16 protein-coding genes are annotated in these 18,347 nt (G+C 73.4%); 5 read left to right on the top strand and 11 right to left on the bottom strand.

From position 1 onward, the window contains the following. The first annotated feature begins 83 nt into the window (after window positions 1-83). Together HD593_RS58805 and HD593_RS58800 are read left to right on the top strand one after the other, a co-directional pair. Entirely contained in the window at window positions 84-257 is a 174-nt protein-coding gene (locus HD593_RS58805) for a hypothetical protein (RefSeq protein WP_185111469.1), read from the top strand. Further along, entirely contained in the window at window positions 254-2,416 is a 2,163-nt protein-coding gene (locus HD593_RS58800) for a peptidase domain-containing ABC transporter (RefSeq protein WP_185111468.1), read from the top strand. Before HD593_RS58805 ends, HD593_RS58800 begins: the two co-directional genes overlap by 4 nt. On the opposite strand, the gene HD593_RS58795 is transcribed toward HD593_RS58800, so the two are convergent. From HD593_RS58795 to HD593_RS58780, 4 genes are all read right to left on the bottom strand, one after another. Next, on the bottom strand, window positions 2,395-3,618 hold the full coding sequence (locus tag HD593_RS58795; protein ID WP_185111467.1) for a serine hydrolase domain-containing protein: 1,224 nt from the start codon (window positions 3,616-3,618) through the stop codon (window positions 2,395-2,397). The two genes, HD593_RS58800 and HD593_RS58795, sit on opposite strands and share 22 nt — an antisense overlap. A gap of 131 nt (window positions 3,619-3,749) precedes the next feature. Then, complete coding sequence (locus tag HD593_RS58790; RefSeq protein ID WP_185111466.1) at window positions 3,750-5,963, bottom strand: polysaccharide lyase 8 family protein; 2,214 nt, start codon at window positions 5,961-5,963, stop codon at window positions 3,750-3,752. A gap of 80 nt (window positions 5,964-6,043) precedes the next feature. Further along, complete coding sequence (locus HD593_RS58785) at window positions 6,044-7,270, bottom strand: hypothetical protein (protein WP_185111465.1); 1,227 nt, start codon at window positions 7,268-7,270, stop codon at window positions 6,044-6,046. A gap of 78 nt (window positions 7,271-7,348) precedes the next feature. Then, window positions 7,349-8,329 carry an Lrp/AsnC family transcriptional regulator gene (locus HD593_RS58780; protein ID WP_221525476.1) on the bottom strand — a complete coding sequence of 327 codons (981 nt, stop codon included), beginning with the start codon at window positions 8,327-8,329 and terminating at the stop codon, window positions 7,349-7,351. An 84-nt stretch (window positions 8,330-8,413) separates the two neighbouring features. Between HD593_RS58780 and HD593_RS58775 the strand changes: the two genes are divergently transcribed. Further along, on the top strand, window positions 8,414-9,790 hold the full coding sequence (locus HD593_RS58775; RefSeq protein WP_185111463.1) for a DHA2 family efflux MFS transporter permease subunit: 1,377 nt from the start codon (window positions 8,414-8,416) through the stop codon (window positions 9,788-9,790). On the opposite strand, the gene HD593_RS58770 is transcribed toward HD593_RS58775, so the two are convergent. The 3 genes from HD593_RS58770 to HD593_RS58760 all read right to left on the bottom strand — a co-directional run bounded on the left by HD593_RS58770 (window position 9,756) and on the right by HD593_RS58760 (window position 12,266). Continuing rightward, window positions 9,756-10,268, bottom strand: a complete 513-nt coding sequence (locus tag HD593_RS58770; RefSeq protein WP_185111462.1) for an alpha/beta hydrolase — start codon at window positions 10,266-10,268, stop codon at window positions 9,756-9,758. The two genes, HD593_RS58775 and HD593_RS58770, sit on opposite strands and share 35 nt — an antisense overlap. A 37-nt stretch (window positions 10,269-10,305) precedes the next feature. Beyond that, window positions 10,306-11,730, bottom strand: coding sequence for a WGR domain-containing protein (locus HD593_RS58765; RefSeq protein WP_185111461.1), 1,425 nt, complete (start codon window positions 11,728-11,730; stop codon window positions 10,306-10,308). 68 nt (window positions 11,731-11,798) lie between these two features. Then, on the bottom strand, window positions 11,799-12,266 hold the full coding sequence (locus HD593_RS58760; RefSeq protein ID WP_185111460.1) for an ATP-binding protein: 468 nt from the start codon (window positions 12,264-12,266) through the stop codon (window positions 11,799-11,801). Between the two features lie 184 nt (window positions 12,267-12,450). Between HD593_RS58760 and HD593_RS58755 the strand changes: the two genes are divergently transcribed. Next, window positions 12,451-12,756: a DUF2795 domain-containing protein gene (locus HD593_RS58755; protein ID WP_185111459.1), complete on the top strand. Its 306-nt coding sequence runs from the start codon at window positions 12,451-12,453 to the stop codon at window positions 12,754-12,756. A 74-nt stretch (window positions 12,757-12,830) separates the two neighbouring features. Here the strand turns inward: HD593_RS58755 and HD593_RS58750 are convergent, their stop codons facing one another. Continuing rightward, window positions 12,831-13,535 carry a DUF2267 domain-containing protein gene (locus HD593_RS58750; RefSeq protein WP_185111458.1) on the bottom strand — a complete coding sequence of 235 codons (705 nt, stop codon included), beginning with the start codon at window positions 13,533-13,535 and terminating at the stop codon, window positions 12,831-12,833. A gap of 20 nt (window positions 13,536-13,555) precedes the next feature. After that, on the bottom strand, window positions 13,556-15,865 hold the full coding sequence (locus HD593_RS58745; protein WP_185111457.1) for a xanthine dehydrogenase family protein molybdopterin-binding subunit: 2,310 nt from the start codon (window positions 15,863-15,865) through the stop codon (window positions 13,556-13,558). 74 nt (window positions 15,866-15,939) lie between these two features. On the opposite strand from HD593_RS58745, the gene HD593_RS58740 reads away from it, so the two are divergent. Next, on the top strand, window positions 15,940-16,410 hold the full coding sequence (locus HD593_RS58740) for an MSMEG_6728 family protein (protein WP_185111456.1): 471 nt from the start codon (window positions 15,940-15,942) through the stop codon (window positions 16,408-16,410). Between the two features lie 8 nt (window positions 16,411-16,418). Here the strand turns inward: HD593_RS58740 and HD593_RS58735 are convergent, their stop codons facing one another. Then, window positions 16,419-17,879 carry a multicopper oxidase family protein gene (locus HD593_RS58735; protein ID WP_185111455.1) on the bottom strand — a complete coding sequence of 487 codons (1,461 nt, stop codon included), beginning with the start codon at window positions 17,877-17,879 and terminating at the stop codon, window positions 16,419-16,421. Then, window positions 17,876-18,274, bottom strand: a complete 399-nt coding sequence (locus tag HD593_RS58730; RefSeq protein ID WP_185111454.1) for a hypothetical protein — start codon at window positions 18,272-18,274, stop codon at window positions 17,876-17,878. The genes HD593_RS58735 and HD593_RS58730 overlap by 4 nt, the downstream gene beginning before the upstream one ends. Between the last annotated feature and the right edge of the window lie 73 nt (window positions 18,275-18,347).

Raw genomic sequence — 18,347 nt, 5'->3', positions numbered from 1 at the left:
ATACCCACCGTGTAGACCCTGCTCGGAATCTGTTTCCTCTGGGTCCCAAGTGACTTCCAAGCCTCCGCGCCTAGGTTTCCGGCATGAAGCTGAGCTACCGGGAGGAGGCGCTGCGCGAGCGGGCACGGGGCCGTGCCCCCGTGCGGATGCCGCTGGTCGTCAGCGGGCCCTCGTTCCTCGTGTTGTGGATCGCGGTGGCGATCGTCGTGACGGCCGGGATCGGCGTGACCGCGCTGGCCCTGGGAGCGGTGGGGTGAGGCGCAGGGTCCCCGTCGTCCTGCAGAACACCGAGACCGAGTGCGGCGCGGCCTGCCTGACCATGGTGCTGGCGCACCACGGCCACCGCACCACCCTGCACCAGGTCTCCGACCGGCTCCAGATCGGCCGGGACGGCCTGAGCGCGAAGGCGATCGTGGACGGCGCGCGCGAGCACGGGCTCCAGGCGCGGGCCTTCTCGCTGGCGCCGGAAGACCTGGCGCGGGTGCCGCTGCCGGCCGTGGCGCACTGGGAGTTCAGCCACTTCGTGGTGGTCGAGCGCTGGTCGCCCGACCGGGTGGACGTGGTGGACCCCGGGCAGGGGCGGCGCAGGCTGACCCCCGAGGAGTTCGGGGCCGGGTTCACCGGCGTGCTGCTGGTGTTCCAGCCGGGCGAGGGGTTCCGGCGGGGCTCGTCGTCGATGGCGGGGGCGTGGCGGCGGGAGTTCGCGCGCACGCTGTTCAGGCGGCGCAGGGGGCTGCTGGCGCAGATCGTGGCCGCCTCGCTGCTGCTGCAACTGCTCGGGCTGGCGTTGCCGTTCTTCTCCGAGCTGCTGGTGGACACGATCGTGCCGGCGCGGGCGGCGGAGGTGCTGTCGGTGCTCGGGCTGGCGATCGTGCTGGCCGGGGCCGCGCAGTTCGTGATCGGGTACCTGCGGGCGGCGCTGCTCGTCGCGGTGCGGGCCAGGGCCGACCAGGAGCTCACCGAGAGCGTGGTGGGGCATCTGGTGGCGCTGCCGTACGGGTACTTCACCCGGCGGGCCAAGGGTGACCTGGTGACGCGGGCGGCGGGCGTGTCCACGCTGGGGGACATCCTGACCGGGCAGGTCGTCGCGGCGCTGCTGGACGGGCCGCTGGCCGTGGGGTACCTGGTGCTCGTCTACTTCTGGGACCCGGTCTTCGGGCTGGCGCTGAGCGGCGTGGCCGTCCTGCAGACGGTGCTGCTGCTGGCCACCACGAGCCGGATCGCCACGCTCACCCACCAGGAGCTGGCCGCGCTGTCGGCGTCGCAGAACAGCCTGATCCAGACGATCACCGGGATCGAGACGCTGAAGGCGTCGGGCGCGGAGCGGCGGGCCGTGGAGCAGTGGGCGGGTCACTTCGCCAGGCAGCTCGACGCCGACGTGCGGGCCGGGCTGACCAGGGGGCTGCTGGAGGCGGCGCTGTCGGCGATCCGCGTGACGGCACCGCTCGGCCTGCTGTGGCTGGGCGCCTGGCGGGTGCTGGACGGGCAGCTCACGCTCGGCACGCTGATCGCGCTGAACGCCGTCGCGCTCGGCGCGCTGACCCCGCTCGGCTCGCTGATGACGGGCCTGCAGAGCCTGCAGCAGGCCGGCGCGCACTTCGACCGGCTGTCTGACATCCTCGCCTCCGAGCCGGAGCCGAGCGACGGCATCGAGGTGCTGCGGCTGCGCGGCGCGGTCGAGCTGCGCCGGGTGAGCTTCCGCCACGACCCCCGCGGCCCGTGGACGGTGCGGGACGTGTCCGTCGCCATCCGGCCCGGCCAGAAGATCGCGCTGGTGGGCGCGTCGGGGTCGGGCAAGAGCACGCTGGCCAGGCTGCTGCTCGCGCTGCACACGCCGGTCGAGGGCGAGATCAGGTACGACGGCGTCCCCGCCGCCGAGCTGAACCTGCGTACGCTGCGCCGGCAGTTCGGCGTGGTCATCCAGGACCCGTCGCTGTTCAGCGGCTCGATCAGGGAGAACATCGCGCTGAACGACCCGGGCGCCGCCCTGGACCGGGTGGTCGCCGCGGCCCGGCTGGCGGCGCTGCACGACGAGATCGCGGCCATGCCCATGGGGTACGAGACCATGCTGACCGACGGCGGCGGCCTGTCGGGCGGGCAGCGGCAGCGGCTGGCCCTGGCCCGCGCCGTGCTGTCACGCCCGAAGATCCTGCTGCTCGACGAGGCCACCAGCAACCTGGACAGCGCCACCGAGGCCGTCATCGAGGCCAACCTCGGCGCGCTCGCGCAGACCAGGATCGTGATCGCGCACCGGCTGAGCACGGTCAGGGACGCGGACCTGATCCTGGTCGTCGACGGCGGCCGGGTCGTGCAGCGCGGCACCCATGACGAACTGCTCGCCTCGGGCGGCAGGTACGCCGAACTGGTGGCCGCGCAGGGCCCCGGAACCTCCCGTCAGTCCTCGATGGCCTGGTAGACGGTGGTCCAGAAGTCGCTCATCAGGTGGGCCGGGCTGGGCACGGTGTAGCCGACCTGGCAGAGCAGGATGCCGGTGACCTGGTTGACCGGGTCGGCGTAGGAGGAGGTGCCGCTGCCGCCGTCCCAGCCGAACTGGCCGATCGGGGCGTAGTCGCCGCGGTAGGTGCGCACCGCCATGCCCATGCCCCAGCCGCCCTGCTGGCCCTGGCCGAAGGAGATGTGCACGTTGTTGGTGGCCAGCGTGGTGCGGGCGGCGTTCTGCTCCGGGGTGAGCCGGTTGGTGGTCATCAGCTCCACCGCCGCCCGGGACAGGATGCGGCGGCCCTCGTGCAGGCCGCCGTTGAGCAGCATCCGGAAGTAGGCGTGGTAGTCGTCGGCGGTGGAGACCAGCCCGCCCCCGCCGCCCTGGAACGCCGGCGGCTTGCTCCACCGGCCGCCCTCGGGCTCGTCCCACGCCTGGAACTCGCCCGTGGCCGGGTCGGGCGCGTACAGGATGGGCAGCCGGTCGAGCTGGTCGGCGGGCACGTGGAAGCCGGTGTCGCGCATGCCCAGGGGCTCGAAGATCCGCTCGCGCAGGACGTCCTCGAAGCTCTGGCCGGTGACCCGGGAGACCAGCACGCCGACCAGGTCGCTGCTGATCTGGTACTGCCACTGCTCGCCGGGGTGGTACATCAGGGGCAGCTCGCCCAGGCGGCGCATCCACTCGTCCTGCTCGGGCACCTCGGTGGGCAGGTTGGGGGTCAGGCCCGCGGCGAAGACGGCATTCATGATCGGCTTGCCGAGGGCGGTGAAGTCCATGCCGAGGCCGAAGGTGGAGGTGAGCACGTCGCGGACGGTGATCGGGCGGCGGGCCGGGACGGTGTCGTCCAGCTCGGCGTCCGGGTTGCGCAGCACCTGCCGGTTGGCCAGCTCGGGCAGCCACGGGTCGACCACGTCGTCCAGCCGCAGCCGGCACTCGTCCAGCAGCACCATCGCCGCGGCGATGGAGACCGGCTTGGAGGTGGAGGCCATCCGGAAGATCGTGTCGCGGCGCATCGGCGCGCCGCCGTCGTGCCGCATCGTGCCGAGCGTCTCGACGTGCGTCTGGCCGCCGCGGCTGATCAGAGCCACCAGGCCGGGGATCTTCCCGGAGTCGACGTGCCGGGCCAGCGCCTCACGCACCCGGCGCAGGCCCGTCGCGGTGAATCCGTTGACACTCATGGTGCATCTCCTTGTTCGAAGGTGGTGTTCGCGCCTTCCGGCGTGGTGACCACCTTCGACGGTCGCGCTGACACCGGACCGTCGCCGCTCTGACACCGCCGCTGACGGGCCTCCAGCCGTGCCGACGGGCCTCAGCCGTGCCGTACGGTGACCGTCACCGAGGCGCCCTCCAGGCCGGCCAGCGGCCCGAACGCGAGCCTGCCCCCGGTCAGGGAGGCGTCGCCGTCCAGCAGCTCCGCCACCGGCCTGGCCCAGGTCAGGGTCAGCTCGTCCAGCTCCCGCCGGGGGTCGGCGACGGTCACGGTCGCGGTGCCATCGGGCCGGGAGCGGACCAGGACCGCGCACGGGGCGGAGGCGGTGAGGCCGGCCACCGTCCCGGCGTTCCAGAAGCAGGCGGCCGTCAGCCGGAGCCCGGGCACCTGGACGGCCTGGAGGCGGGGCGTGTTGGACAGCACGCGCACGGCGGCCCCGGGCCCGCTGGTGCCCGGCAGGACCAGGGCGCGGGCCCGGGTGTCCGCCCTGCTCGCGCCCGGTAACAGGAGGTAGGCGTAGGAGGCGGAGCGCGGGTCTACGCCGTGGTCCAGCCAGAGCGTCACGTAGTCGCGGTCCACGCCGCCGCCGTTCCGGCGCTCCCGCAGCGTACGCAGGGGCTGCCCGGGCAGCACGTAACCCCCGTGGCCCTCCAGGTGCGCCCACCCCTCGCCCACCGTGAGCGGGGCGGCGGTCCTGCGGTTGTCCACGACGGTCTCGACGGCCACGCCGTCCGCGCCGGTGATCCCGGCCCCCAGGCAGACGATCGCGTCGTCGAGGAAGAACCACGACTTGAACGCCTCCATCGTGCTCTCCAGCCCGGACAGGTGCTGCCCCACGGCCGCGTACGTGCCGTCGCTGGCCCCGCCGACCCACCGCCACGGCGTCCGCGTGTCGCCCCAGCCCGCGCCCGCCCCGTCGGGCAGCCGCCGGGTGGACACGGTGGTGCCCGGCAGCCGGTACGGGTCCACGGTCGGCCAGAAGGAGTCGGAGTACTGGTCGCCGTGCCCCCCGGCCCACCAGTAGAGCATCCCTGAGCCGGTGTGCCAGCCGCGCAGGTTCTCGCCGTTGCCGTGCTCGTAGTGGCCGATCCGGTGGGAGGCCATGCTGAGCGCGGCGCACCAGCCGGGCCGCCGGTGCACGGCCCTGGCGCTCATCGGCAGCAGCCGGTGCCCGTCCGGCTCGGCCGCCGCCGGGACCGTGCCGTCCTCCATGATCGTCGCCAGGCGGGCGTGGAAGGCGGGCTCGGCCGCGTGCTCCAGCATCGGCCGGAACGTGCCGCGCACCGCCCATCCCTTGACCATGGCCTGCCAGCGCGCCCGGGTCCCGGCGGGGGCGCTCTCCCCCAGCAGCAGGACCGCCGCGGCGATCTCCCGCCCGCGCTCGTGGTCGCCGAACGGCCGCCTGCCGACGCCCCGCCCGCGTACGAGGTCCATGCAGGCCCCGTCACGCACGAACGGCGCGTACGTGCGCTCGACCGTGTCGAAGATCCGCTGGTCGGCCAGCTCCCAGGGCGAGCCGCGCAGCACCGCGTGGAGCGTGGCCAGCCCCGACAGCAGCGTCACCCCGTACGCGCCCTGATACGGCACGAAAGAGTGCTGGATGAACGACCCGTCCCGGTAGAACCCGTCACCTTCCGAGACCATCGCGAACACCGGCGTCAGCGCCGAGACGGCCAGCGCCGCCTTGCCGTGGTCGTCGTCGAGCATCGCGCGCAGCAGCGTCACCAGGCACAGGTCCACGCGGTTCGCGGCGGTGCTGTTGCCGGAGTAGCGGTGCAGGCGGCGCTCGGGCACGTAGTGGTCGACGGCCTCGGCCAGTGCCGGGCTCCACGTCCCGGCCAGCACGGACGCGTCCAGCAGCGACCTGGGCACGCCGATCTGCCAGTGCCACCAGTTGCCCGGCGCGTCGCCGCCGGCCGCGTACACGTGCCGCCGGTAGTGCTCCACCCCGGTGGAGACGGCCTCGGCGAGGCCGGGGTCGCCGAGGCCCAGCGCGTACGCCTGGGCCATGACCCGCAGCCGCCTCGGCGTGGCCACGAACGACGGGAACGCCTGGTCGGGCCAGAGCGAGGCGGGCCCGGGCGCCATCGTGGCGCGGTAACGCGCGGCCGCCCTGCCCAGCGCGGCCAGCCTGGCCCGGTAACCCTCCGAGCCGTGCCCCGGCCCGGCCGTCACCTCCCGCCAGCGGCGGCGCAGCAGGACGAACGTGTCGTCGGGCGTGTACGCCGCCCGCGCCGGCGCCACCGCCCCCAGCGTCCCGGCCGCGGCCACGCCGCCGAGCCGGAGGACTGATCGCCTGCTTGGCAGTGGCACCTCACGATTATCCCGCGCAGCGGCCGTCACGCGGGAGCGCGAGCATCACGCCCGGCGGCCGGCTCGCGGCGGGGCGGGCGTCAGGCGCGGCGGAGCGTGGTGAACCAGTCGAGCACCTCGGGCAGCGACCGGTAGGCCGACGTCATGTGATCGACGTCGCCCACGTCCGTCAGCGTCGCCTTGACCCGGCCCGCCCGCAGGTCGCGCAGGCAGTACCGGGAGTTGGCGTAGGCCACGTCCTTGTCGCCGCGCCCGGCGAACACCCGCACGGGCACCCCGGGACGCCAGCCCGCGCAGGTGGTGTCGTTGACCTGCATCGCCCGCAGCAGCGCCCCGGACGGCTTCGCGATCCGCTCCAGGTAGGCGGCGGTGACGAGGTCGCGCGGCGAGCCGGGCAGCCCGGCCGCGATCTGGTCGAAGCTGTGGTCCCCGTCGAACAGCTTCTCCACCGCCGGGTCGCGGAACACCTCCTCCGGCGAGCCGTAGAAGTGGTGCAGCCGGTTCATGGAGATCGTCCAGTACGCCAGGTAGAAGGTCGCGCTGTGCGGATCGAGCCGGTCCGCGAGCAGTGCCGGCAGCTCGGCCTCGCGCACGTGGTACGGCCCGGAGATCGGCGCGACCCCGCGCAGCCGGTACGTGCTGTCCCCGCGCAGCGACTTGCCCAGCGCCATGGCCGCGTGCCCGCCCTGGGAGAACCCGGTGACCAGCACGTCCCCGCTCAGCGACCGCCCCTGCCGCCCGGCCAGCTCCCCCGCGGCCCGCAGCAGGTCGGTGGAGGCGGAGGCCTCGGTCGCCGCGTCCATGTACGGGTGGAAGCCGGGCCCCTTCCCCAGCCCCAGGTAGTCGGGCGCCACCCCGGCGAAGCCCGCGGCGGCGAACATCAGCGGCGCCGCCCGCCCGTCGCCGTCGGCGACCGACCCGGCGTCGGCCCTGGTCGCCATGGTGCCGTGGGCGTAGCTGACCGTCCACAGCCCCTTCCTCGACCTGGACGGCAGCGCCACGACGCCGCTCGCGGTGGTGGGCGTCCCGGCCGCGCTGATCGTGCGGTAGACGACGGCGTACAGGTCGGCGCCCTGCGGCCGGGCCGGGACGGGGAACCTGGCCTCGGTGAGATAGGCGGCGACCTGCTCGGCCGGCATGCGCGCCAGCAGTTCGGCGGAGACGATCGAGCCCCTGTCGTCGATCGTCACGGCCTGGCCGGCGGGTGCGGTGGCGGTGGCGGCCAGCGCCGCCGGGGCGGTCGCGGTGGCCAGGACGAGCCCGGCGCAGGCCAGGGCGAGCAGCCGGTTCCTCATGGGCGTTCTCATGTCACAGAACGCTACGAATCCGGGCGATCTCTCCCCAGCCTGCGCTCCACCGAACCGGCGGTAGTGCCTGCCCCACCGTCAGAGGGGCATGACGGCCCCCGCCCGCTTGATGGTCCTGACGATGGGCGCGGTCTCGATGTGCCTGATCGCGGGCAGCGCGCCGAGGCTGTCGGTCAGGTAGCGGTAGAGGGCCTCGTCGTCGCGGCAGACGATGCTGGCCGTCAGGTTGGTGGGCCCGGTCGTCGCGCCCGCGAACGCCACCTCGTGGTGTCCGGCCAGCGCCCACCCCGTGGCGTCGAGCTCGGCGGGCGGCACCGACATCCACAGCTGCGCCTCGACCTGGTAGCCCATCAGCGCGGGCAGCACGTCCATGTCGAAGAAGAGCGCGCCGGCCGAGCAGAGCTGCTCCATCCGCCGCCTGACGGTGGACTCCGACCAGCCGGTCACCGCCGCCAGGTCGGCGTGGCCGGTGCGGCCGTCGCGGGACAGCTCGTCCAGCAGCGCCTGGTCGCCGGGGCCGAGCGTGATCGGCTCGCCCTCGCCCCGCCTGCGGTAGACGCGGCTCTCCGCCAGCCCGGCGACCTGCTCGGGCGAGAGCACGGCCAGCCCCTGCCAGCCGACGCGCCCGCCCACGAACGTGTAGAGGGTCCTGTGCGCGGTCACCGAGAGCACCCGGTTGGTCCGGGCGAGCTTGCTGAGCAGCAGCGACTCGCGTTCGCGCGCCGTGCGTTGCAGCGTGCCGGCGGAGATCTCGGTGCCGCCGGACAGCAGGTGCACCCAGAACGTGTCGGAGCGCCGCCCGAGCGCCTCGGCGATGGACACCGCCGCGTCCGGCGTGCAGCGCAGCCTGATCGCCCACGACTCGTAGCCGAGGCGCCGCCCGTCCACGACGCCGACCACGCGCAGCATGCCGGTGGAGCGCAGCCGCCGGTAGCGGCGCGCCACCCGCTGGTCCGACACCCCGAGCACCTCGCCGATGCGGCTGAACGAGGCTCGCCCGTCCACCTGCAGCGCGTGCAGCAGCCCGCGGTCCACCTCGTCCAGCTCGATGATTTCCACCACCACAAGCTAGCCGACACGGAAAACCGCCAGAAGCGCCGCTCCAGGTGGCGGTTCCCGCCGCCGCGCCGCACCGTGGTCGCCATGACCAGAACACACACCCGGGAGACCGTCTCCTGGGCCCCCTTGGTGGCCGCCAGTCTGGGCGCGTTCATGCTGCTCGTGGACGTGACCATCGTCATGGTCGCGCTGCCCGGCATCACGGCCGACCTGAGCATGTCCTTCACCGACGCGCAGTGGCTGCTGGACGGCTACGCGCTGGCCCTCGCCGCGCTGCTGCTGGCCGCCGGCTCGTACGCCGACCACACGGGGCGGCGCAAGGTCTACCTGGGGGCGCTGGCGGTGTTCGCGCTGGCCTCGCTCGCCTGCGGGCTGGCGCCGAGCGCCGAACTGCTGCTGGCCGCCCGTCTGGTGCAGGGCGTCGCCGCCGCGGCCATGATGGCCACGACCCTCGCCCTCGTCAGCGCCACCTACCACGGCAGGCAGCGCGGCCTCGCGTTCGGCGTGTGGGGCGGCGTGAACGGGGCCGCCGCGGCCATCGCGCCCGTGCTCGGCGGCCTGCTCACCGAGCACCTGCACTGGCGGGCCATCTTCCTGGTGAACCTGCCGATCAGCCTGGTCGCCGCCTGGCTGACCCTGCGCGGTGTCGAGGAGTCGCGGCTGCCCGGCGGGGCCCGGCTCGACTGGGCGGGCATGGTCACGTTCACGCTGGCGGCGGGGGCGCTGACGTACGGGCTGATCGAGGCGGGCGAGCACGGCTGGGCGGCGGCGCGCACGCTGGTGCCGCTGGCCGTGGCGGCGGCGGCGTTCGCGGCCTTCCTCGTGGCCGAGTCGCGCAGCGCGAACCCCATGCTGGACCTGCGGTTGTTCGCCGGGCGGTCGTTCAGCGGGATCATGGCGGGGGCCGGGCTGATCATGCCTGCCGCGTTCGCCTGCCTGGCCTTCACCTCGCTCTGGCTCCAGCAGGACCTGCGGCTCGGGCCGGTGATGGCGGGGCTGGCGCTGTCGCCGATGGCCGCCACGTCGCTGGTGGCCTCCGTGGCGGTCTCCCGGCTGTTCCCCGGGCTGTCGCCGCGGGTCGCGGTGGGCGGCGGGCTGCTGCTGGTCGGCGCGGGCGCCCTGTTGCAGGGCACGCTGGGCGAGCACTCGGGCTGGGCCGCGCTCGCGCCCGGCCTGGTGCTCACCGGCCTGGGCGTGGGCCTGGCCGTCCCGGCGTTCAGCTCCGCCGCCATGACGTACGCGCCGCCGCAGCGCGCCGGCATGGCCGCGGGCACGGTCAACACGGTCAGGCAGCTCGGGTACGCGCTCGGCATCGCCCTGCTCGGCCTCCTCTACCGTGACGGCGGAGGGTACGCCGCGCTCAACGACGTCTACCTGGCCAGCGCGGTCACCGGCGTCGTGGCGGGCCTGCTGGTGCTGGTGGCGGTCACGGGGGCGCGCCAGGCAGCGCCTCGCGGATGAGCCGGCTCAAGCCTTCGACGAGGTGCAGCCGCCACCAGTACGGATCATGACCGCCGACCCATTCCTCGTGCCGGTGCACGATGCCCGCCTCGCCCGGAACCGAGGCCAGGCCCTGCGCGCAGTCGCGGAACCCGCCCTCGAGCGTGCCCGCCGCCAGGTAACGCGGGATCCTGACGCCGAGGTCGAGCCGTGACGGCGGCAGGTTGGGGCTGAGCGCCACGGCGGCCGCGATCCGGTCCGGCCGCCGGTCGGCCGCCGCCAGGGCGAAACTGGCGCTGTTGGAGAATCCGGCGCTGATCACGTGCGTGGCCTCGGGGAAGCCCGGCAGGACCTCCTCCATGGCGAAGGCCAGGTGGGCCGCAAAGCGGGGCGGGCCGACGTCGGGCAGGTAGTCCCTGGTGCGCCCGAAGTCGCCGTACGCGAACTCCTCGCCGTCGATCATCATGGTGTGGACGGCCAGCGGATCATCTGTGGGCATACCCGTACCAAAACCCGCCCCGTACGCGGGTGCAACGTCAGAGAAGGCGGCGGATCTCCCCGTAGGCGCGGTAGAAGCCGCCGCGGCCGGCCGAGCGCACGCCGTCCACCAGGTAGCGGGCGCCCGCCTCGCGGATCTCCTTGGGGAACTGCACGTTCCACGTCTCGTAGCCGGGGCTGACCACGCGGACCCGCACCCGCTCGCCCTCCCGCACGCACTCCACCACCACGCCGTCGCCCGCCTCGCTCGCCGTCTCCAGGACGGTCTCCAGCACGGCCGACGGCTCGACGGCCTCCAGCGACGCGGCCGCCTTGACGTCCACCGGCTGGGGCACGCTGCCGGTGCGGGCCGCGGCGATGGCCGCCTCGCTCGCGTCGATGCAGGCCAGGGTGCCGTCCGTGGTGACGATGTAGAGCCGGTCGTCCAGGTACTGCATGGAGAAGGCGGAGCCGCAGCCGGTGGCGAGCTTCCACAGCCGCTCGCCGGAGGCGTCGAAGCAGTAGACGGAGGAGTGGTTGTCGCCGGCGAAGACGTGGCGGCCGCCCGGCGAGGTGGCGCAGGAGTAGACGGCGCCGTCGCACTGGTAGACGGCCTCCACCCGGCCGTCGCCCTTGGCCAGGCGGTGCACGGTGCGGCGGCCGGTGCCCGCGTAGACCGAGTGCTCCTCCTGCCAGCCGAACAGCACCTGGTCGGCGACCTTGGTCTCCCAGATCGGGGTGCCGTCGGAGACGTCGTAGCGGGCCACACCGCGCGAGTGGCCGAAGTAGACCGAATCCGCGTCGCACCGGACCATCCAGGCCGAGTCGCCGCCGCTGTTACGCGCCCACTGGAACTCGTCCTCGTAGTCGATCGCGGTGACCCGGCCCGCCCGGTCGGAGACGCCGAGCACGCCGTCGTGGATGTCGAGCCAGTAGATGTCCACGTCGGCGGCGATCTCGTACGCGGACCTGGGGACCTTGCCGCTCAGGTCGTACACGCGGCCGTCGTCGCACCCGGCGTAGATCCAGAAGTCGTCGGCCACGATGCACTTCACGCCGTCGGGCAGCCGGAAGCGGCCGGTCACGGTGCCGGAGTGGCTGACGGTGTAGACGTCGCCGCGCTGGTTGCCGACCCAGCAGCGCTCGCCGTCCACGAAGATGCCGAACGCCGACGCCCCGCTGTCGAAGCGCCACAACACCGGCGCCTGCTGGGCGGTCGAGCGGGTGCTGGTGATGGTCCTGCGGGTGATGGCCCGGCGCTGGCGCACGCCGCGCACGGCTGGCGCGTAACCCTTGCGGCTCTTCTCCGCGACCTTCTTGGCCGCCGCGGCCTGCGCCTTGGCCTCGGTGGGGAAGGAGGTGACCTTGGTCTGCCCGGACTCGCCGATCCGCCCGTACGTGATCGTGACCTGCGTGCCCGCCACGATGACCTCGTAGAACTTGTGCGATCCGCCGCCGTCCTCAGACAGCTCCAAATAGGTCATGTCCGCGCTTCTCCAGAATTGAGGCGTTGATCAATTGCTGGGGAGCGTAGAGGACAGCGGCGACAAAGTCAGACACCTGCCCGGATCGGCACCACGTTGCCGGCGGCGCCGGAGCGCGGGATCGCGAACCAGGTGGCCTTGCCGACCAATCCGGGCTGCGTGACGTAACGCTGGGGATGGCAGCCGTAGAAGCCGTCGGAGAGCCTGGCCACGATGCGCAGCCCGCGCCCGTGCTCGGCGGCCAGGTCGTGGGGCGCCGGGGCGGGCAGGACGGGGCTGCCGTCCACGACCACGAACATGATGTCCTTCTCGTCCACATGGAGAACGAGTTCGTAGGGGCCGTCGCCGTACATGAACGCATTGGTGATCAATTCGCTCACCATGAGAACGGCGTCGTCAACGAGATCGGAGGAAAGGGAGAGCTGCGACAATTCCGTGCGGACGAGGGCACGAACCTGACCGACCGTCCGCGCGTCCTCGCGGAGCGGCCACGCGTACTGCTTCCGGCTCCGGCGAGTCGATCGCAGCCTGGTCATGGCGTCTCTTTCCTGTGCTGAGGGGCAGCGAATGCGCCTATCGCTTAACAAGAGGACCTGCCTATGGGTTGACGTACAACGCAGTCGAAACGTGTACGTACGAGAGCGCCGTTCGGGTCGATTTTTCGGTGAAATATCACGAATTCTTTTAGGCCAGTGTCCGTAACTCGGGTAGTGGGGCAGCATGAAACTGCACGACACGCGGCCGGTGCGCGAGGCCCTCAACACCCTCGACTTCCCGGCCGACAAGGAGAGCATCGTGGCGCACGCCCACGCGCACGGCGCGGGCGAGGACGCCGAGCGTGCCCTGCGGTCGCTGCCGCTCGGTGAGTACGCGAGCATGGCCGAGGTGCTGCGGTCGGTGCCCGTCGATCCGGCGCCCGACCGGACCGAGCACGAGCGCGTGCAGCAGCACCGGCGGCGGGGCAGGAAGGCGGGGCTGGCCGAGAGCATGCGCCCGTCCAGCCCCAAGCCGATCGACCAGGACTGACCTGAGGTCGGCCGGAGGTGCGCCGAGACTGGCCGGACGTGCGCTGAGGCCGGCCGGAGATGCGCTGAGGCCGGTCAGGGGCGGCCGATGCCGGCGCCGATCTCCTCGATCAGCTCGTCCACCCTCCTGGCCAGCTCCACGTCCAGGGACGTCACCGCACCCACCGACACCGTCCGCACCAGCAGCACGAGCCCGTCGGCGGTGTCGTGGAGCTGCGGCTGGCGGCCGTACGTGATCTTGAGCCGGTCGAGGGCCCTGCGCACCGCGTGCAGGTTCTCCTGGGGCAGCGAGATGGTGCGGCGCAGCCCCGACCGGTCACCGCTCCACCGCGGCAGCGTACGCAGCGCCGAATCGATCTCGGCGTCCGTCAGCGGGGCACTGTGCCCCTTCGGGCCGGTGATGCCGCCGCCGCTGCCCGGCGGCTCGAACAGGCCGCGCACCTGCTCAGGGATGTGCAGCCTGGCCACCAGCGCCGGATCCTGCTCGGCCACCGCCGCCAGCACGGCCTGCGCCCTGATCCTGGCCTGCTCGGGAGGCCGGCGGCCGAGCAGGGCCGCCTGGCGGACGAAGCCCTCCTCGGTGCCGTCGTTGCCGGGGCGGTCCATCGGGAAGTCGTCGGTCAGCTCGGGCGGCAGCGCGTCGATCAGCTCGCGCCGGTCCGCCTCGTCGAGCGTGCGCGCCAGCGTGGTGAGCGTGGCCTCCGCCGCCGCCCTGGCCGGTCCGGCCGCCAGGCCCGTCATGCGGCCGATGGCGCGCAGCAGCTCCCGATATTCCACCATGGTGTCCCCCGATCCCCCGTTCAGCCTCCTCGTTCCCAGGCCGGGGGGCTCGACACCTGCAGCAGGGACCACACGGCGGCCGGGGTGAGAGGCACGTCGGTGATCCGGTCCGCGATCTCCGGGAGGGCGTCGGCGACCGCGTTGGCGATCGCCGCGGGCGGGCCGATCGTGCCCGACTCGCCGACGCCCTTCATGCCGCCCGGCGTGACCGGCGAGGGCGTCTGCACCATGACGACCTGGATGTCCGGCACCTCCCGCGTGGTCGGCGGCAGGTAGTCGGTGATCGGCTGGCCGTCGTCGGTGTAGACGATCTCCTCGGTCAGCGCCTGGCCGATCCCCTGCGCCACGCCGCCCATGAGCTGCCCCTCGACCACGGCCGGGTTGACCAGCACGCCCGAGTCGTTGACCAGCCAGTAGCCCTCCAGCTCGACCGCGCCGGTCTCCGGGTCCACCGCCACGGCCGCCGCGTGCGCGCCGTACGCGAAGGTGTAGCCGGCCGGGTCGTAACTGTCGCGCTCCTCCAGGCCGGGCGTGACCCCCTCGGGCAGGTCCCAGCCGCGCCACGCCGACGTGGCCAGCTCGCGCAGCGGCACCGACGCGTGCGGGTCGCCCTTCACCCGCACCACGCCGTCGGCCAGCTCCAGGTCCCCGGCCGCCGCCTCCAGCCGGTGCGCGGCGATGGCCAGCAGCTTGTCCCGCAGCTTGTCCGCGGCCCGCGTGAGGGCCCCGCCGCCGATCGGCAGCGAACGGCTCGCGATCGACCCGATCGACGAGTACGGGGTCGTCGCCGTGTCCCCCAGCACCACCCGGACCCGCTCGATCGGCACCCCGATCCGGTCGGCCGCGAGCTGGGCCAGCGCCGTCTCGATGCCCTGCCCGATCGAGACCACCCCCGCCGACACCACCACGGACCCGTCCTGCTCCATCCGCAGCACCACCGTCTCGTAGCCGCCCGACTCCGCGCCCATGGCCTTGAGGTCCATCGACGGGCCCAGCCCGGTGGTCTCGACGTGGCAGGAGTAGCCCACGCCGCGCCTGCGGCCGTCGTCCGCGCGGCCGGCCGGCCTGACGAGGTCCCGCAGCGTGAGCAGGGCGCGCGGGTAGTCGCCCGAGTCGTACACCTGGCCCACCGCCGTGGTGAACGGCAGCTCCTCGGGCCGCAACATGTTGCGCAGCCGCAGCTCGATCCGGTCGACGCCGAGCCGGCGCGCCGCCTCGTCGATCAGCCGCTCCCTGGTCAGGGTCGCCTCGGGCTGGCCGAAGCCCCGGTAGGAGCCGAACGGCGTCGTCGTGGTCACCACGCCCCGCACCCGCACCCCGAACCGGTCGAACCGGTACGGCCCCGGCAGCAGCGTGGCCGTGACCGCGAACGTCGAGGCCCCGGTGTTCCCCGGATGGGCGCCGAGGTCGCCGACGACGTCCACGTACATGGCCACGAACCGCCCGTCGCCGTCCAGCGCCAGCCGCGCCCGGTGCACGGCCTGCCGCGCCGACAGCGTGGCGGACAGCCGGTCGCCCGGCGCCTCCGTCCAGCTCACCGGGCGGCCCGCGCGCATCGCGGCCAGGCAGACGAGCGTCTCGTCGGGGTAGACGTGCTCCTTCGCGCCGAACCCGCCGCCCGTGTCGCGGCTGATCACGCGTACCCGGTCGTGGGACAGCCCGAACGCGTCGGCCAGGTGCTCGCGCACGTGGTGCGGCGCCTGCGAGGAGATGTGCACGGTCAGCTCGTCGTCGGCGTACGCGGCCACCACGCCGCGCGGCTCCAGCGGGTACGGCGAGACCCTGCCCATCCTGAACACCATCTCGACCACGTGCTCGGCCCCCTCGACGGCGGCCAGGCAGTCCTCGTCGCCCATCCCGAAGTCCGTGATCACGTTGCTGCCCAGCTCCGGGTAGAGCGGATCCGCGTCCATGGCCCGCTCGGCGCCGACCGTGGCGGGCAGCTCGTCGAGGTCCAGGTCGAGCAGGTCGGCGGCGTCCCTGGCGGCCTCCGGCGTGCGGGCGACGACGAGGGCGAGCGGCTGGCCCGCGTACCTGATGGCGTCCTCCAGCACCGGGTAGGAGGTGAGGCGCTGGCCCGGCAGCACGTTCACGCAGGGCAGGCGCATGCCGGCCGCGTCGGCCGGGGTGATGACGTCGACGACGCCCTCGACGGCCCAGACCGCCTTGGCGTCGCAGCCGAGCAGCCGGCCGTGGGCGATGGGGCTGCGTACGACGTGGGCGTGCAGCGTGCCGGGCAGGCGCACGTTCCCCACGTACCTGCTCTTGCCGGTCAGCAGCCTGGCGTCTTCCCTGCGCGGCGTCCGTGCGCCGACATACGGGTCTCCCATGCCCTGATTGTGAGCGTCGGGTGGCGGGCGGTCTATACGATCCGGCGAGAAGGAGCACGTCAGCGGGGGTACAGATGCAAACGTTCCTGCCATATCCCGACTTCACGGCGACGGCGGCGGTCCTCGACCCGCTGCGGCTGGGCAAGCAGCGCGTCGAAACCCTCCAGGTGCTGCGCGCCCTCACCGTCCCCGGGTACGGGTGGCGCCATCACCCCGCGGTCAAGATGTGGACCGGGTACGAGGAGGCGCTCGTACGGTACGGGCTGGAGGTGTGCCGGCACTGGTGCTCCCTGGGGCGTGCCGACACCTGCGCCGGCACGATGAGCACCGAGCTGGCCCTGCATCGGGGCAACCCGGACATCCGCGCGCAATCCGAGCTGGCGGCGGCCGGGGAGCTGCCGCCGTGGCTCGGCGACGAGCGCCTGCACCTCAGCCATCGCTCGGCCCTGCTGCGCAAGGATCCGGGCTTCTACCGGCCCATCTTCGGGGACGAGCCGGACGACCTCGACTACGTCTGGCCCCGGTCGGACCGCCTGCCTGGCTGAAGGCGGCGTCAGACGACCTCGAAGGCGGCCATCATGGCCATGTCCTCGTGTTCGAGGTTGTGACAGTGCAGGACGTACCGCCCCCGGTAGTCGGTGAAGCGGGTGACGATCTCGACGGTCTGGGCGTCACGCAGCTCGACGGTGTCCTTCCACTCCGGCGGCCCCTGCGGGCGTTCGCTGTTGACCGAGAGCACCTGGAACTGGTCGAGATGCACGTGCACGGGATGCGCGACGTCGCTGGTCAGCCGCCACACCTCGATGTCGCCCAGCTTCGGCCTGGCCTCCATGCGCCCGGCGTCGAACGGCCGGCCGTTGATCAACCACCCCGTCCCCCCGTGCATGCTCCCGCTGCTGAAGTCGAAGTCCCGGGTCACCGCGGCCCTGGCCGGATCGAGCGCCTCCACGGTCGACAGGCGGGCCGGCACGGCGGAGTCGTCGCTCTCGTCCCGGTCCACCGCGAAGCGCATGACCCGGGCCTGCGCCCCCTCCCCCGCCAGGTTCCGCAGCTCGACGTGCTGGCCCACCCGGTAGGCGGAGAAGTCCACGACCACGTCGGCCCGCTCCCCCGGCGACAGCCGGATCTGCTTCACCGTCCGGGGCGCCGCCAGCAGCCCGCCGTCGCTCCCGATCCGCACCATCGGCCCCCCGGTGGACAGCTCGTACGCCCGCGCGTTCGAGGCGTTGCACAACCTCAGCCGGTACCGCGCCCTGGCCACCCGCAGCTCCGGCCACGGCGCCCCGTTCACCAGGATCACGTCGCCGAGCACACCCCCCATGTACGCCTCACGCACCCCGGGCTTCCCCTCCAGCGCCGGGTACAGCAGGTGGCCGTCGGCCCCGAACGACCGGTCGCAGATCAGCAGCGGCAGGTCCCGCTCCCCCGACGGCAGCGGCAGCGCCTCCTCCTCCGCGTCCCCGACCAGGAACATCCCCGCCAGCCCGCGCCAGACCTGCGGCCCGGTGTAGTCCATGCGGTGGTCGTGGTACCAGAGCGTGGCGGCCCGCTGCTCCAGCGGGAACACGTACTCGCGCGACGCGCCGGGCGCCACCAGGTCCGTCGGGTAGCCGTCGGACTCCGGTGGCGTGTGCCCGCCGTGCAGGTGCAGGACGGTCGGCTCGCCGAGCTGGTTGACCAGCTTGACGACCGTGCGCCGCCCGCTGCGGGCCTTGATCGTGGGGCCGGGGAACGTGCCGCCGTACCCCCAGATGGGGGTGCGCAGCCCGGGCAGCAGCTCGGCCTCCGCCGCCCGTTCCGTCAGCTCGTAGAAGTCCACCTCGCCGGCGCTGCGGACGGGCCTGGCGACCTCGGGGACCGGCAGCGGCACCGCGTACGGCTTCGGCAGCGGTGCCGCGCTGGCCAGGAGCTGCGGCTGCGGGGTGCCGGCGAGCAGCGAGCACCCCTGCGCCCCGGCGGCCGCGACGGCCCCGAGCCCGAGCAGCCGCAGCACGTCGCGCCGGGTCGGGCTCATGCCCGTCCCGGCCGCGCCATGACGCGGAGGAGCTGGGCCACGCCGCCGCCGAACAGCAACACCCCGAGCGGCAGGTGAACGGTCTTCACGTGCATGACGCCGAGCACCGCGGCCACGATCGTGAACACCAGCAGCCCGGCGGCCGGCCCGATGAACCTCGCGCTGCCGCCGCCCGGCCACCGGACCAGGATCGCGGCGACCAGGTGCAGCAGCCCGATGACGGCCAGCGCCATGGCCGAGGCCCCGTGCAGCGCCCGCCCGCCGGGCGAGGACAGCAACATGCCCGCCGTCACGGCCTGGAACAGCAGCGCGACCACGTGCAGCACGGCCACGGCCTTGAGTGTCTGGATGGGCCAGGTCGCCGGGCGGGCGGCCACGGCCTGGGAAGCGGTCATGATCGGCTCCTGGAACGGGTTCTCTCCATGGCCGCCATCGTGGTCTCACGGCCCGCCTCCGGTCGTCGTGCAG

The organism is Nonomuraea rubra (genome assembly GCF_014207985.1).
Classification (GTDB): domain Bacteria; phylum Actinomycetota; class Actinomycetes; order Streptosporangiales; family Streptosporangiaceae; genus Nonomuraea; species Nonomuraea rubra.
The sequence above is the reverse complement of the archived record's forward strand: the minus strand, read 5'-3'. Positions and strand labels throughout refer to the sequence as shown.